A 14,109-nucleotide genomic window follows, 5' to 3' on the forward strand; every position below is an offset into this window, starting at 1 on the left:
GGCTGGCCCATTGAATCGGATCCTCAGGATGTAGTTCCATCGTCTCGAACTATACAGGGTTGAGATGTGGGTAATGACAAGCAATTTATTGAGGGGATTGAGGGGATTATAGCCCCCTCGCGCTCCCCCGTTTTTCTAAATTTAATGCGTATTGGGATTGGGGCTGCAATCCCTGGGCACTAGCCCTAGAAGCCCCTGGCTGCAAGCCGTGGGGAGCAGTCACTTCACCCTTGCTTCTTGTCTTGTTCTCGTTGAATCGCACGAGTTGATTCGTCCGCGGTTTCGTAAATACGATGATCGCTGAACGGATGCTCATTTGTCGTTGCGTTTTCGGCCAGCAACCGCTCAGCGGCAGCCGCTTCGGTGCGTTCGGCTTCGATGAGTGCGGCGCGGCAGCGGTGGCGCAGGCCGAGAAAGTAAGCCACGATGCCGAGGGTGGCGACGATGAACGCTTCATCCAAAAGCCCGGCAATCAGACACGGGAGCGAAACGAGCAAGCAGAGCATGGATGCTAGATGCCATGCGCGTTCGCCGCTGGGATTCGCGATCATGCTTTTTACCTTACGTTGACGGGAATGACGAAGCGTATTTCGCGCGGCGGATAGCAAGTCTGATCGTCGCATGCTTGTGCGCGCAGTTTCGCTTCAAGCGCCACGTCGCCGCTAGCCGCTTGTGCAGCGCGCAGCGGAAGCCGGATCAGGTTCTCCCTTCCCTCATACACGGCCAGTTCGTCCGGCGCAAAACCGAACTTCCTTTTGACGGGAGGCGGATAAACGGGCGCTTCCGTCGTGATGCCTTGTGCAGGCGAGACTTCCAGTTCCGTCGCCTTGAGATAGTCGTAAGTGGGCGGGTTGGCGTTGATGTGATAGCCATCAGCGACGGCGATTTTGACGCGAGCCTCGGCGCGCCCTCCGGCTTTGATCTCGACCCGTTCGGCTTGGACGCTCACTACGTCGCGCAGCGGAGTTTTGGGCGAAGGAGTGGGAACAGACGAAACTTGGTCCGTTGCGCTTTGGGGCTGCTGCGCGCAGTTCGCGGCGAGAAGATACACGACGATGGACGCGGCGACGGTGAGTTTGGACGAACTCATGACTTTTCTCGATCGTTTCAAGACTCCGCCCCATTGCCCGACAGGCTCGTGATCTTCAGGTCCCCAAGGCGCGTCGCAGCGTCGTCATCATCGCGCGCAAGCGACGCACGGCCTTTGGCACGAGCCAGATGAATAGCAGAAGGGAGATAAAGATGATCGCAAATATCACCAGCGGATGCAACAGTGCGACGATGATCGCGCCGATCGCCAACGCATCTTCAGCGAGCGAGAGCAGCCAGTTGGTGAAGGGTTCAGGGCTCAAGTTCGTGCCCGCACGCACGGCAGCTTTGCTCGCGTGGGTCGAAAAAGCCAATCCGCCACCGAGCAGAAAGGCGGCGACTTGGATTTTTGGATCGAGTCCCGTGGTGGCGGCCAGCGCAAGCAACGCTCCGGCAGGAACGCGCACGAAGGTGTGGACGGCATCCCAGATGGAATCGACGTAAGGGACTTTGTCAGCGATGAATTCGATCGCGTACAGGGCCAACGCAAGACCGATGATGCCCCAGTGGTCGAGAACCTGAAGGTCGCCCGGAAGACGCGCCCAGCCCATTCGTTGGACCAGTCCGAGCACGGCGACCGTAGCGTAAAGATTGAGCCCGGAGGTCCATGCCGAGCCGAAGGCCAGCGCCAACGTGTCAATGATGTTCATCTTTCGAGATCCTTTCCGCCCAGCACTTTGCCGTCGTCTGTTCGCGCGGCACGAAGACTATCTGAGCGTGCTCGTCAGGCGCTCGCTCAGCTTTCGCGCTCCGAGGTGCGCCTCTCGGGACGCTTGATGCCGAACTTCTCCAGCCTGTATTGCAACGTGCGAAACGTGATGCCGAGGAGCTTGGCCGCTTTGGTGATATTGTAATCGGTGCGTTCCATCGCCTGAAGGATGAGATCGCGTTCGACCTCTTCAAACGAAATGCCTTCAGGCGGCAGTTTGAAGATGCCTTCGCTCGTGGGGCGCATCTCTTGGCGCACTTCGAGCGGAAGGTCTTCCACTGTGATCTGATCGCCTTCGCTCAAAAGAATGGCGCGCTCAATGGCCGATTCGAGCTGACGGACGTTGCCGGGCCACGAGTAGTCGAGCATCAAGCGGCGCGCTTCGGGCGTCAGCCCACGGACCAAGCGCGAGGTGTTGCGTGTGTGCTTGCGCAGGAAGTAGTCGATCAGCACGGGGATGTCTTCGCGCCGTTCGCGCAGCGGCGGCACGTCGATCGACAGCACGTTGATGCGGTAATACAGATCATCACGAAATCGTCCGTCTTGCACCATCGCGCGCAAGTCGCGATTGGTCGCTGCCACCACGCGCACATCGACTTTGATCGGGCGCGTGCCGCCGACGCGCCGTATCTCTCGCTCTTGAAGCGCGCGCAGCAACTTCGCCTGCAGGCCGATGTCCAACTCGCCGATCTCGTCGAGAAAAAGCGTTCCGTGATTGGCGACTTCGAACAACCCTTTCTTCTCGGCGTGCGCGCCGGTGAATGCGCCCTTTTCGTGGCCGAAGAGTTCCGATTCGAGCAGGTTCTCGTTGATGGCCGCGCAATTGACCGACACAAAGGGTTGATCAGCGCGCGGACTCATGTTGTGAATCGCCCGCGCGATCAGTTCTTTGCCCGTGCCCGATTCGCCGCGAATGAGAACGGTGGAATTCGAACCGGCGACCTTGAGGATCATCTTTTTGACTGCTTCCATGGCGGGCGAGGCAGAGATGATCTCTGTGTCAAGCGCATCGAGCCGCCCAAGGGCGCGCCGGATGACGTCGAGCAGTTGATCGCGGTCGTAAGGCTTTTCGAGGTAGTCGTATGCCCCGCGACGGAGCGCTTCTTTGGCTGACTCGATGGAGCCGTGCGCGGTGAGCAGGATGACGATGATCGAGGAATCGAGCGTGAGCAGACGTTGCAGCAGTTCGATGCCATCCATGCCGGTCATCTTCAAATCCGTGAGGACGAGATCGAAGCGCTTCTCTTTGGCAAGCTTCAACGCCGCTTCGCCGGACGAGGCGGTGGTCACATCGTACCCTTCGCTCGACAGAATCATTTCGAGTATCTCGCGCTGCGCGCGTTCATCATCGACGACCAAGATGCTTTTACGTGCCATCTTCGTTCTCCCTGCGAAATGTTAATGATAGCAGATGCCGGCGTCGAGTTAGAGGTCGTCGCGCCCGACATCGGAATCGGCTGCTGGCAAGGTGACCGTGAAGGTTGTGCCCATGCCGACGGCGCTTTGGACCTGGATCTTTCCGCCGTGATCTTCCACCGCCTTTTTGACGATCGCTAAGCCGAGTCCGGTGCCCGTCTCCTTGGTCGAGAAGTAGGGCTCGAAAAGATGCGGTAGATCCTCCGGTGAGATGCCGCGTCCTGTGTCTTCGACGATAACGCGCACGCCGCGCCCCTGCGGATCGGGCGCAATGTCGATAGTTAACCTCCCGCCGCGGCCATCCATCGCTTGTAACCCGTTGATGATGAGGTTGGCGAAGAGCGAACGGAGCGCTTCCGGATCGCCCATTATGGGCGGCACATCGGCTCGCTCTTCGAGTCGCAGGTCGATTCCGTTCTCGGTAGCTTGCACCTCCACCGTGCGCAGGACGTCTTCGATGATCGGGCGCAAGGAGAGCTGCTGAAGCTTCAATCTGGATGGGCGCGAGTAGCTCAACAGCTCCGTGATGCGCGCGTTGGCGCGCGCCACTTCGTCTTTGACCTGTTTGGTCAAACGATCGAAGACGGCGCGCTTTTCCGGATCAGCCGGTGCAAACTGCGTGCGCAGGTGGTCCAGCGTCAGGTTGATGTAGTTCAAAGGGTTGCGGATCTCGTGCGCGATGGCCGAAGCCAAGCGCCCGATGACCGCGGAGCGCTCGGCTTGATTCAACTCCGTTTCGAGTTGGCGCGTCCGTCGCAGCCCGACGATCATTTCGTTGAAAACGGCGGCCAGTTCGCCCATCTCGTCGCGGCGGTTTGCCGCCGGCACTTGAAAGTCGAAGTTGCCGGCGGCGACGCGCTTGGCCGCTTGCGAAAGCTCTTGAATCGGGCGCGTGAACCGCCACACGAGCAGCACCGCTGCCAGCGTCGCCAGCAACAACACGGCCAGCGTTGGCAGTAAGGGGCGAATCACGCGCCATGGCGAAGGGGCGTAAGATGCGCCAGCCGATCCGAGTACGATGATGATGTAGCTGCGCCCTTGGTCGGTGAGCACCGGAAAAGGGAAGGCGCGCGGTTTGCCCGCTTCTGTCGCTCGGGCGTAAGCGCGCAAAAAGCCCTCATTGGTTTCCTCAGCCGATGCTAGCGGCGCCTCGGCTTCGACGATGGGCGGCAGAGGGACTTGGCCCAATTCAAAGTAGCGAAAAGAGCCGTCGGGCAACTGTTGTGGGTTGTACTTCGGATCGAGGCTGTCAGCGACGCGGTCCTTGGCATCGAGTTTGTCGGGGGTCGTCCCTACGTCATCGACGATGAGGATGTTGATCAAGCGGTCCGCCTCGCGCGACAGAAAGGCGGCGCGTTTTTTTCGGCTCAGTTCGGCCAACCTTTCCGGTGATGAGAGGCTCTCAATGGCGAGCGAAAAACCAGCAGCCAAAGCCTGTTCTTGCTCTTCGATGATGCGCGCGACGCGCTGTCTTTCCCATTCATTGAGTTGATACTGCACGCCCAGCGTCCCGACGAGCAGCAGGGCGAAGACCAGCAGCAGGCGCGCGCGAAAGCTGTAGACGAGCTTCATCCGGTCCATGGTCCTTGCTATTGCCCGACGAAAATCTTGTTGCCGCGCGCTCGGGTGGAATGTTATATTTGCAGTCGTCTTCGGCGCAATCCCTTCGGCGAAGACTTGCGCGAATTTTTTATGCCCTCTCCTCATCGGGGCCGGAAGCAAGCGGGCGGCTCCAACTCGCGTTCGGCGTTTTGCATGAATGAAGTTTTGGAGGACGAAGCGATGGCGTTTCGTCCTTTGGCGTTCGATGAAGCGACGAGGTTTTGGTGAGGAGAATTAGTTTGAACAATCGAAAGCTACGCGAAGCGCGTCAACGTTTTCGCTTCGTTGGCGCATCAGAAGGTAAGCCGAATCCAGCAGCGAGGTTGAATCCACAGATGACCTTTGCGGAACGTTCCCCGATTCTCGTCCTGGTTCTTTTCGCTTTGTTGCTCGGCGTTGCCATCCCCTCAACGGCCCTTGCGCAAAGAAGATCCAAATCGTCGAAGTCAACGGCGAAGGCGGCCAAATCAACCGCCAGAGCGGAGAAGAAGACAACCAAGAGGCGTGAAAAACGCGCCGCCGCGTCGAGCCGCAAAGATCGCGTCGCGCGAAGCGGCCGCCGCAACGCGCGTAACAGGAGCGTCGCGCGTGAGAGTCGCGGCTCGAAACGCATGTCGCGGCGCGAACGCCTGCTCGCCGCGCGGCGCGAGGCTGAACGTCGCCGCCGCGAAGAGGCTGCGCGCCGCGCGGAATTGGCGCGCCTTGCTGCCATCGCCAGACAGCGAGCAATGGACCAGGCCTTGCGCGACGAAGCGGCAGCGAACATCGCGCGCGATGAGACGACGGGCGAAGACCTTGAAGTGCGTCGGGCGGCGATCGCCGCTTTGGGTGACCGGGCTGGCACGGTCGTCGTCATGGATCCGAAGACCGGGCGTGTGTACACCATCGTCAATCAAGAATGGGCGTTGCGCCGCGGTTTCAAGCCGTGCTCGACGATCAAGCTGGTGACCGGTCTTGCCGGGTTGTGCGAGAACGTCATTGATCCTGTGCAACTCGTCAGCGTCGGTGCCAGCAGTTACTCGCTCGATCTGACCGACGCGCTCGCGCTTTCCAACAACGGCTTCTTCCAAAACGTCGGCGGCCACGTCGGCTTCGAAAAGATGATCAAGTATGCGCGCGAACTCGGTCTCGGCGAGCGCACGGGGATCAATCATCCAAACGAGTATCCGGGGCGCGTGCCCGTTTACAAATACGGTCACGCCGTCAATCACATGTCTTCGCACGGCGATGATTTTGAGGTGACGCCGATTCAACTGGCGGCGCTCGTGTCGGCCATCGCCAACGGGGGGAAATTGCTGGTCCCGCACCTGCCGCGCACGCCGGAGGAGACCATCAATTTCAAACCGGAAGTGCGTCGGCAGTTGAATATCCCGCAAGAGCACCTGCGTCGCTTGATCCCTGGCATGATCGGCGCGGTCAACTACGGCACGGCGCGCACCGCCTACGACATGACGCAGACGATCGCCGGCAAAACGGGAACGTGCATCGGTCAAGGATCTTGGTTGGGGTTGTTCGCTTCTTACGCGCCGGTGCACGATCCGAAGCTTGCGGTGGTGGTCGTTACGCGCGGCTCGCGCGAGCGAGGACGGACAGCCGCTGCAGTTGCTGGGCAGATCTATCGTGCGCTTGCCCATCGGTTTGGAACACAAGCTCCGCCCGCTTTTGCCACCGCTCCCGAGCTTGCGCCGCGACCCAAAGTCAACCCCGCGAATGCTGCGGCGGTGAGCGATGAGGAGCGCGAAGCGGATGAGGCGGAAGCCGCTACCATGAGCGGCGCGCAGAGCGAAGCCGACCAGACGCAGAACAAAGTGAAGACGGTGGTCAAACCGATCACGCGCCCGACGGAGACGACGACGCGCCCTGTGCCTCAACCGAAGCCCCGCTCTCTGCCAGAGGGAACGGGAACCCAATCGACGCCACAAACCGATGGCGCGGCCTCTGAATCGCGTCCGCGTCGGGTGCTCACGACCAGCCCTTAGAGGCAAGGGGTCTGTTTCGACAGCGAAAGATCAACGGATAGCGACGCCTCGGTCATTGCAAAATGATGGTCGGGGCGTTGCTTCTTGATTGCGCCGCTTGACAGCGCTCTTTGATTTGGTGCAGTATCCCGTCTTGCATCCGGGATCCCGACCAAAAGCATCCGCAAGGCTCTCCATTGGTCGAGCGCGACGGTGCATGAGCGAACCATGAGGACAACGATCGGTCCCGATGTTCGCATCTGATAGCACACGCGACGCTGGATGCGAAGGCTCGCGCTTCGAAAAAGAAGAGCAAGATCGAAAACGTTCTGGGGAGGACCTGCCAAAGATGAAAAACGCAATTCGCACGTTCCTGCTCGCAGCAACCGTGACGACCGTCGCCATCCCGGTGCTCGCGCAAGGGACGAGCGCGCCGCAGTCCGGTCAATGCGCGCCCGAACTCAAAGAGAAGATCTACGAACGCTTCCGCAACAACATCAGAGCTGATCAAAGGGTTGCTTACGAAGCGGGCAAAGAGTATTTGAAGTGTTTCGGCAACGAGACCGACGATATTACAAACTACGTCCGCAACTTCGTCGCCAAGTATGAGCAAGCGTCGCAAAAGGCAGAAGTGCGGACGCGCTTTCAGCAGCTCTATTCGCAGCAGAAGTATGCTGAAGCTTTTCCGCTCGGCAAACAGATCCTGGCCGAAGAGCCAGACAACCTCGGCGTGATGATCGCCACGGCGTGGTCCGGTTTGGGCGCCGTGACCTCAGGGCAAGACGCTTTCATTCCCGATGCGGCCGCTATTACGCGCAAGACGCTGCAAGAGCTTGAAGCTGGCAAAACGCCACAAGGAGCGACCAACTTCAACAAGGACGAAACGCTCGGCTGGCTGAACTACGCGCTCGGCATCTACGCCATCAAGCAGAATAATCCGCGCGAAGCGCTCAACTACCTCTACAAGGCAGCGCAATACGAAGGATTCGCCAAGAAGGATCCACAAACCTATGCGTTGATGGCTGTCGCCTACCAGCAGGCATACTATGAACCGCTGGCCAAAGAATACCGCGAGAAGTACTTGGGCAAGCCCGAATCGCCCGAGCAACAGGCCGCTTTGGCGCAGCTTAACCAAGTGATCGATCGCGTCATCGATGCCTACGCGCGCGCCGTTGCCTACGCCAACGCGAGCAACGATCAGCGCTATCAACAGCGCAAGGCGGAGTGGACCGAACAACTGGCCGGGTTCTACAAGTTCCGCAACAACGATTCGACGACGGGGATGGACCAATTGATCGCTAGCGCGACGACCAAGCCGTTGCCGTCGCCGACCATCCCGGCTGCCGCGCCGACGCCGCAGCCAGCGGGCGGAACTTCAAAGCCAGCGGGCGGAACTTCAAGTGGGACATCTGGCACGTCATCTAATTCGGGTAACACGATGACGAATCCGAGCGCGACGACGCAGGCGACGCCGAAGCCGAGCATGACGCCGACCCCGACGCCAAAGCCACAATCGCCGACGAGCAGGACGCCCTCCAGTCAGCGCCCGTAAAGCCCGGCGCCTTTATGGGCTTAAATGTCGCCTTCTCGATTCCAAGATGCCGGTCGCTCCTTGCAAGGAGCGACCGGCATTCATGTTAGAATTTCGACATGGCCGAACTGAGCGGAGCCTTGCAAGAGCTGGAGCGGCGCATCGGTTACTCTTTCAAAGACCGTTCCGCGTTAGAGCGCGCCATCACGCACCGCTCGTGGGCGCATGAGCACGTTCGTCCCGGCGAAGCGGAGAAAGCGCGTAACTTGCACAACGAAGCGTTGGAGTTCATCGGCGATTCGGTGCTCGGTTTAGTCATCGCCGACAACCTTTTCCGTTCGCACCCGGACTTGACCGAAGGCGAACTGTCGCGCATGAAGCACCGCTTGGTCAGCGCGGCGACTTTGGCACGCGCTGCCGTCAGCCTCAACCTCGGGGAGTTCCTGCGTTTCGGGCGCGGAGAGGAGAAGACGGGCGGACGACGCAAGCAGGCTCTATTGGCCGATGCTTTCGAGGCCATTTTGGGTGCCATCTACATTGACGGCGGATTCGAGGCCGCTTCCGATTTTGTCCTTCGCGTTCTTGGGACGGACTTGGCCAAGGCCGATCCTGAAAAGGCTGCCGCTGCGGACTACAAGACCATGTTGCAAGAGTTGTTGCAGGCAAGACAACAACCCACTCCGCAATACAACGTCATCGAAACGTCCGGCCCACCGCATCGTCGACGATTTCGCGTCGAAGTGACTTGGAACGGCGGTCGCGCCGAGGGCGAAGGGCGCTCGATCAAGGCGGCGGAGATGGACGCTGCACGGCGGGCGCTCGCGCTGCTGAACACTAAGCCGGTTCAGCCGACACGCGAACCCGTTTGATGAGCACAATGGCGCATGCGACAAGCCTGTTCGGATGCCATCCGACTAGTAGCCAAGCGGCGAAACGTCAACCGAGCCGTCTGCCGAATCGAGGCGCTTTGAGCGCGCCGAAACCGGGCGAGCGAGATGAATTGTGTAGCGAGCTAGCTGAAGAACCGACTCGATGAGCACTTGCTTGCCGATTTTCAACCCGAACATTGTGTGACGAGCTAGCTGAAGAACCAACGCGATAGAAGCTCTATGTTGCGGGCACGCCTATAAAGTTGTGTAGCGAGCTGGCTGAAGAGCCGGCCAACCAAGCTATCTCTCACTGTTCATCTCCCCTGGTTGTGTAGCGAGCTAGCTGAAGAACCGACAATTTTTTTATGCGGCAGGCGTTTGCTTTCAACACGGTTGTGTAGCGAGCTAGCTGAAGAACCGACATTTCTTTCAGATACGAAAACCTAACGTAATATGCGAGTTGTGTAGCGAGCTAGCTGAAGAACCGACCGTGCGCCATCGCGCGCGGATGGGCAACCAATACTTGTTGTGTAGCGAGCTAGCTGAAGAACCGACCCCGACCGAGGCGGATGGATGAATTTTGACAAGCTGGTGGAAAGAACGACCGCATCTTGTGGCGGCGGATGCCGAAAGCGCACCGCGGACTACTCGGTCGCGCCCAACATGCGGTATGCTTGACCGTTCAATTTTCCTTTTTTAGGATGCCTTCATGAACAAGGACCGATCGAGCGTGGCAAACGGACGGACGGATTCTGTCGCCTCCGCTGCAGCCTCTTCTTCAACCAAAGAGAGCGTCGCGTTGCAAGAAGCGGCCAAGCCTGCACGGAGCATCATTCGAGAGTATTTCGAGTCGGCGGTGGTCACGGTCATCATGGCCCTGTTCGGCATCACCTTTGTCGTCCAAGCGGTCAAGGTGCCCACCGGCTCGATGCAGAACACCATTTTGGTCGGCGATCATCTGTTGGTCAACAAATTCATTTTCGCTCCGGGGCCACAGATCTGGTTCTTGCCGCAGCGCGAAATCCGGCGCGGCGACATCATCGTCTTCAAGTATCCCGGCAACAAACGCAATCCGACGCGCGATCTGACCGATCCGAACAGCGTTCCGTTTAAGACGAATTTCGTCAAGCGCGTCATCGGCCTTCCCGGAGACCGCATAGAGATTCGTGACCGGCGCGTTTACGTCAACGACCAGCCGCTGCCCGAACAGCGGGTCATCGCCGTCAACCGACGAGAGGAAGAACCGCTCGAAATCATTCAGGAAGAGCCGCGACGCGGCGACGAAAAGTACAAAGTTTATTACAAACCGCAATCGGTCGCGTACGATGATTTCTTCTACGGTGTGAATGGGCGTACGGTGGTTGTCCCGCCCGGTCACTATTTCGTCATGGGCGATAATCGCGACGACAGTTCCGATAGTCGCGTGTGGGGCTTCGTCCCGCGCGAGTTGGTCGTTGGGCGCGCGATGTTCGTCTATTGGTCCTACGACGAGAGCGCGCCTTCGAGCGGTAATCCGATCCTCGACTTCATCCGCAACACGCGCTGGCGACGGACCGGAACCTTGGTGAAGTAGGCGCAAGATTTATCCTCGATGGGGCGTGCAAGGGGGGCAATGTTGCGCAGGTTGAAAGAGATCATCAAGCTCGATTGGAGGCAGGTCGCCAAGCGCACGTTGAACCGCGTCTGGGAAGAGGACATCTTCGGCCACGCCGCGCAACTTTCCTATTACTTCTTGCTGTCGCTCTTCCCGTTGCTCCTCTTCTTGACGACGCTGCTCGGGTACTTCGCCGAAACCGGCTCAGAACTTCGGCGCACGCTCTTCATCTATTTAGCCAAGGTTTTGCCCACTTCGGCTTATGATCTAATTCATCGGACGGTGGACGAAATCAATCGCGGTGCGGGCGGTGGCAAACTCTCCTTCGGCATCTTGGCGACGCTGTGGGCTGCCTCGAGCGGCATGGGAGCGATCAGCAATACGCTCAACGTCGCTTATGGCGTCAAAGAGACGCGCCCGTGGTGGAGAGTGCGTTTGACGGCGATTTTGTTGACCATCGGGTTGGCCGTCTTTATCATCTCGGCGCTCGCCATCATCCTCTTCGGCGGCACCATCGGACGTTTCATCGCTGACCAGTTAGGTCTCGGCGCAGTCTTTGCCGTGCTCTGGAGAGCGCTGCAGATTCCGTTGGTCATCTTCTTTCTGCTCTTCGCCTTCGCTTTGATCTATTATTTCGCGCCCAACCTCCAACGACCGAAATGGCAGTGGATCACGCCAGGCTCGATCGTCGGCGTTGCGCTCTGGCTGCTCGTCTCATTCGGTCTGCGAGCCTATCTGCAGTATTTCAACTCGTACAACCGCACATACGGAACGCTCGGCGCAGTCATCATCCTCATGCTCTGGTTCTACCTAACAGGCGCTGCCATCCTGATCGGCGGCGAAATCAATTCGGAAGCCGAAAAGCTGGCCGCTCAAAAAGGGATGGCCGAGCCGCCGGGGACAGTGGAGCAGGACGAGCGCGCAACGCAAGGCGCGACCGCTTGAAGCGCGATTTCGCAGGATCGCGCACATTAGAAACGGAACGCGAAATAGACGGCGGCAACCACCAGCGCGTAAGCGACCAGCGTATTCCAGCGAAGCTGTTCGCCGAAGAGCAGGTACGCGATGACGGTAAAAACCACCAGCGTGATGCACTCCTGCATGATTTTCAGTTGTGTGATGGTGAATTGCTGCGCGCCGATCCGATTCGCTGGAACCTGAAAAACGTACTCGAAAAGAGCTAACCCCCAGCTTGCAAGAATGGCCAGAATCAGCGGTTTGCTTTTGAACTTCAGGTGTCCGTACCAAGCGAGCGTCATGAAGATGTTGGAGATGACGAGCAAAAGGACCGTTCTCAATGAATCATGCCTCCGAGAAAAGCAAATCTCCTCGACTGAGATTATAGATGATCTGCGCTCTGCGGTCCGATGCCCGCCATTTGATCGACTCCTACAACCCTTAGCAGCGTGAGTGGTAACGTGCTTCGCGATGAAGAGACGTTTTCTGCCGCTTTCATTGCGCCATGAGCTGACTAGCTGGACATCGAACTCGGCGCACAGCACAACCGCAGGCACGTGACATGAGTTGATTAGCTGGACATCGAACGGCGTCAAACTGTCAAAGAGAGGCCGAGCTTCTCTTAGAGAGAAGCGGCTGAGGGAGAGCGGCAGCTCGGCTTTTTTCGGCAGAGCGAGCTAGAGGCGGAAGTGCCAGCATAGGGCGCGCTGAGTTCATGCTTAGATGAAGCGCTCCCCGCCCCTTTTCAAATCAAAGCGCCCGAGAAATTGTGAGCGATCGCCGCACTGCGAAGTTGAAAGCGTCTTCGTTCTTTTCCGGATCAAAACGTCATATAATTGCGGCGGCGTTTTTGCTGCGGCAGCCCTTTGTCTTGGCGCTGCGTCTAAAGCGGTGTATGCGAAGAACGCAAGTCTTCATCCTGATTTTTGCTGTCGTCCCCTCTTTCTGGCTCGGTTGTGGAAGCAAGCGATCTTCCGCTCCATCGCGCAGTTCCTATACGGTAACTGCGCGCCCCGCGCGCCCAACGCTTCCGCCGTTGCCGGATCGTCCGCTTTCAACTGAACTAGAGGCGAAACGCGTTGAGGCGATGCGGCGCGTCGCCGAATTGCGGGGCCTCGCTTGGTTGCGCGATGTGCCGATGACGGAGCTGTTCGCTTGGGAGTACGGTCCACGCAACAGCGAGATGGCGAAGTATTTGGGCGGCGATGACCTGCGTGCTCTCGGAAGATTGGCCGTTGCGGGCGGCATGCTGCCTGAAGGCACAGATCTGGCCACTCTGGCCGCAAGCTTCACCGCCGTCTCGGCGGGCGCGAACTACTCGCCGCTCGACAAGCGCGTGCTGCTCGTCACCAACCAAGCGCACACGCCTTCGTTGTTGGCGCACGAGTACGTACATGCCCTCCAGGACCAGCACTTCGACTTGCTGCATCTGCTAACGGCGCGCCCTTACAGCTTTGATCGCGCTGAAGCAGTCTTCGCCGTCATCGAAGGCGACGCGATGAACGTGCAACGCCGTTTGGAGAATGGAGATGCTTACACGCGACGTTCGCTCGATGAGATCATGCGGCAGGAAGATGAGCGTTTGAAGAACTATCGCCGCGAGATGGGCGAACTCTTTCCGCCGCTGTTGATCGAAACTTTCATCTTTCGTTACCGCGACGGCGCGCGTTTCGTTGAGGAGATACGCCGCAAGAAAGGGCAAAGCGGCGTGGACGAACTGTTTCGGCAGCCGCCCGCTTCCAGCGAGCAGATCCTGCACCCGGAGAAGTACTTGGCGCGCGAGGCTCCGCGCGAAGCGACGGTCGACGAAGGGTTCTTCTCGGCGCGCGGGTGGCATCTGATCACCGATACGCCGCTCGGCGAAATCGGCATTCGCGGGTTGCTGCTTGCTGCGCTCGCCCCTCCGGCAGCCGCACGCGCCGCTTACGGCTGGGGTGGCGATCGCGCCTATCTCTTCGAACGCGATGACGGCTCGACGCTCTTCGTCTGGCAAACGGTGTGGGATTCGCGACGCGATGCGGAGGAGTTTTTTCGCGCTTACAACGCGCTGTGCCAACGGACGGCGGAGCGAATCGATTCCAGCAGCGAGCAGACGCTTTGGCGTGGCGACGGACGCGCGACGTGGGTTCGTCTGCAAGGCGATGGCGTGTTGATCCTGCGCGGCGACGAGGCAGAGGTTCGCACGCTCTCGCAAGCTGTTCGCGGTTAAGAAAAGCCATGCTCCTCATTGGTTGGTCCGTGCAGGGGGGGCTCACGCTCTCGCAAAGCCATTCGCGGTTAATGGGAGGAAGCGATTCGCCGCCCAGCGTTCTGCTCCTTGCGGTCAAGGCGGTTTTCGCCCTCTCTCGATCGTAACGAGACGTCGGTCGCGATCAGATGGGGAG

General features: G+C 59.1%; 12 protein-coding genes and 1 CRISPR repeat array. Of the genes, 6 read left to right on the top strand and 6 right to left on the bottom strand.

Annotated features, from left to right (window positions below):
- Positions 1-224: 224 nt before the first annotated feature.
- The 5 genes from C4334_RS13145 to C4334_RS13165 all read right to left on the bottom strand — a co-directional run bounded on the left by C4334_RS13145 (position 225) and on the right by C4334_RS13165 (position 4,795).
- Positions 225-551 (bottom strand): hypothetical protein, encoded by a 327-nt coding sequence (locus tag C4334_RS13145; RefSeq protein ID WP_352432547.1) that lies wholly within the window; start codon positions 549-551, stop codon positions 225-227.
- A gap of 5 nt (positions 552-556) precedes the next feature.
- A complete protein-coding gene (locus C4334_RS13150) occupies positions 557-1,090 on the bottom strand; it encodes a protein-disulfide reductase DsbD domain-containing protein (protein ID WP_352432548.1) in 534 nt (177 codons plus the stop codon).
- Between the two features lie 55 nt (positions 1,091-1,145).
- Entirely contained in the window at positions 1,146-1,739 is a 594-nt protein-coding gene (locus C4334_RS13155) for a DUF4126 domain-containing protein (RefSeq protein WP_352432549.1), read from the bottom strand.
- Between the two features lie 86 nt (positions 1,740-1,825).
- Positions 1,826-3,175 carry a sigma-54-dependent transcriptional regulator gene (locus C4334_RS13160; protein ID WP_352432550.1) on the bottom strand — a complete coding sequence of 450 codons (1,350 nt, stop codon included), beginning with the start codon at positions 3,173-3,175 and terminating at the stop codon, positions 1,826-1,828.
- 48 nt (positions 3,176-3,223) lie between these two features.
- On the bottom strand, positions 3,224-4,795 hold the full coding sequence (locus C4334_RS13165; protein ID WP_352432551.1) for a sensor histidine kinase: 1,572 nt from the start codon (positions 4,793-4,795) through the stop codon (positions 3,224-3,226).
- Between the two features lie 260 nt (positions 4,796-5,055).
- On the opposite strand from C4334_RS13165, the gene C4334_RS13170 reads away from it, so the two are divergent.
- The 5 genes from C4334_RS13170 to C4334_RS13190 all read left to right on the top strand — a co-directional run bounded on the left by C4334_RS13170 (position 5,056) and on the right by C4334_RS13190 (position 11,713).
- A complete protein-coding gene (locus tag C4334_RS13170; RefSeq protein ID WP_352432552.1) occupies positions 5,056-6,795 on the top strand; it encodes a penicillin-binding transpeptidase domain-containing protein in 1,740 nt (579 codons plus the stop codon).
- A 328-nt stretch (positions 6,796-7,123) separates the two neighbouring features.
- The gene (locus C4334_RS13175) at positions 7,124-8,326 is read left to right on the top strand and encodes a tetratricopeptide repeat protein (RefSeq protein ID WP_352432553.1); all 1,203 of its coding nucleotides are present in this window, start codon (positions 7,124-7,126) and stop codon (positions 8,324-8,326) included.
- A gap of 98 nt (positions 8,327-8,424) precedes the next feature.
- Entirely contained in the window at positions 8,425-9,174 is a 750-nt protein-coding gene (gene rnc / locus C4334_RS13180; protein WP_352432554.1) for a ribonuclease III, read from the top strand.
- Positions 9,175-9,304: 130 nt separating this feature from the next.
- A CRISPR array of direct repeats spans positions 9,305-9,729; the repeat unit is 30 nt; unit sequence GTTGTGTAGCGAGCTAGCTGAAGAACCGAC.
- Positions 9,730-9,883: 154 nt separating this feature from the next.
- Positions 9,884-10,747, top strand: coding sequence for a signal peptidase I (gene lepB / locus C4334_RS13185; protein ID WP_352432555.1), 864 nt, complete (start codon positions 9,884-9,886; stop codon positions 10,745-10,747).
- Positions 10,748-10,786: 39 nt separating this feature from the next.
- Positions 10,787-11,713: a YihY/virulence factor BrkB family protein gene (locus tag C4334_RS13190; protein WP_352432556.1), complete on the top strand. Its 927-nt coding sequence runs from the start codon at positions 10,787-10,789 to the stop codon at positions 11,711-11,713.
- Between the two features lie 26 nt (positions 11,714-11,739).
- Here C4334_RS13190 and C4334_RS13195 read toward each other — a convergent pair whose 3' ends face one another.
- Complete coding sequence (locus C4334_RS13195; protein ID WP_352432557.1) at positions 11,740-12,066, bottom strand: DMT family protein; 327 nt, start codon at positions 12,064-12,066, stop codon at positions 11,740-11,742.
- Between the two features lie 554 nt (positions 12,067-12,620).
- Between C4334_RS13195 and C4334_RS13200 the strand changes: the two genes are divergently transcribed.
- Positions 12,621-13,934 (top strand): hypothetical protein, encoded by a 1,314-nt coding sequence (locus tag C4334_RS13200; protein WP_352432558.1) that lies wholly within the window; start codon positions 12,621-12,623, stop codon positions 13,932-13,934.
- Positions 13,935-14,109: the final 175 nt, after the last annotated feature.

Origin of the sequence: Pyrinomonas sp., assembly GCF_040289685.1 — a bacterium.
Classification (GTDB): domain Bacteria; phylum Acidobacteriota; class Blastocatellia; order Pyrinomonadales; family Pyrinomonadaceae; genus Pyrinomonas.

Excerpts from the sequence above, each read along its gene's own strand:
- C4334_RS13145 (WP_352432547.1), bottom strand. The coding sequence starts at position 551 with ATGATCGCGAATCCCAGCGGCGAACGCGCATGGCATCTAGCATCCATG.
- C4334_RS13150 (WP_352432548.1), bottom strand. The coding sequence starts at position 1,090 with ATGAGTTCGTCCAAACTCACCGTCGCCGCGTCCATCGTCGTGTATCTT.
- C4334_RS13155 (WP_352432549.1), bottom strand. The coding sequence starts at position 1,739 with ATGAACATCATTGACACGTTGGCGCTGGCCTTCGGCTCGGCATGGACC.
- C4334_RS13160 (WP_352432550.1), bottom strand. The coding sequence starts at position 3,175 with ATGGCACGTAAAAGCATCTTGGTCGTCGATGATGAACGCGCGCAGCGC.
- C4334_RS13165 (WP_352432551.1), bottom strand. The coding sequence starts at position 4,795 with ATGGACCGGATGAAGCTCGTCTACAGCTTTCGCGCGCGCCTGCTGCTG.
- C4334_RS13175 (WP_352432553.1), top strand. The coding sequence starts at position 7,124 with ATGAAAAACGCAATTCGCACGTTCCTGCTCGCAGCAACCGTGACGACC.
- rnc (WP_352432554.1), top strand. The coding sequence starts at position 8,425 with ATGGCCGAACTGAGCGGAGCCTTGCAAGAGCTGGAGCGGCGCATCGGT.
- lepB (WP_352432555.1), top strand. The coding sequence starts at position 9,884 with ATGAACAAGGACCGATCGAGCGTGGCAAACGGACGGACGGATTCTGTC.
- C4334_RS13190 (WP_352432556.1), top strand. The coding sequence starts at position 10,787 with ATGTTGCGCAGGTTGAAAGAGATCATCAAGCTCGATTGGAGGCAGGTC.
- C4334_RS13200 (WP_352432558.1), top strand. The coding sequence starts at position 12,621 with ATGCGAAGAACGCAAGTCTTCATCCTGATTTTTGCTGTCGTCCCCTCT.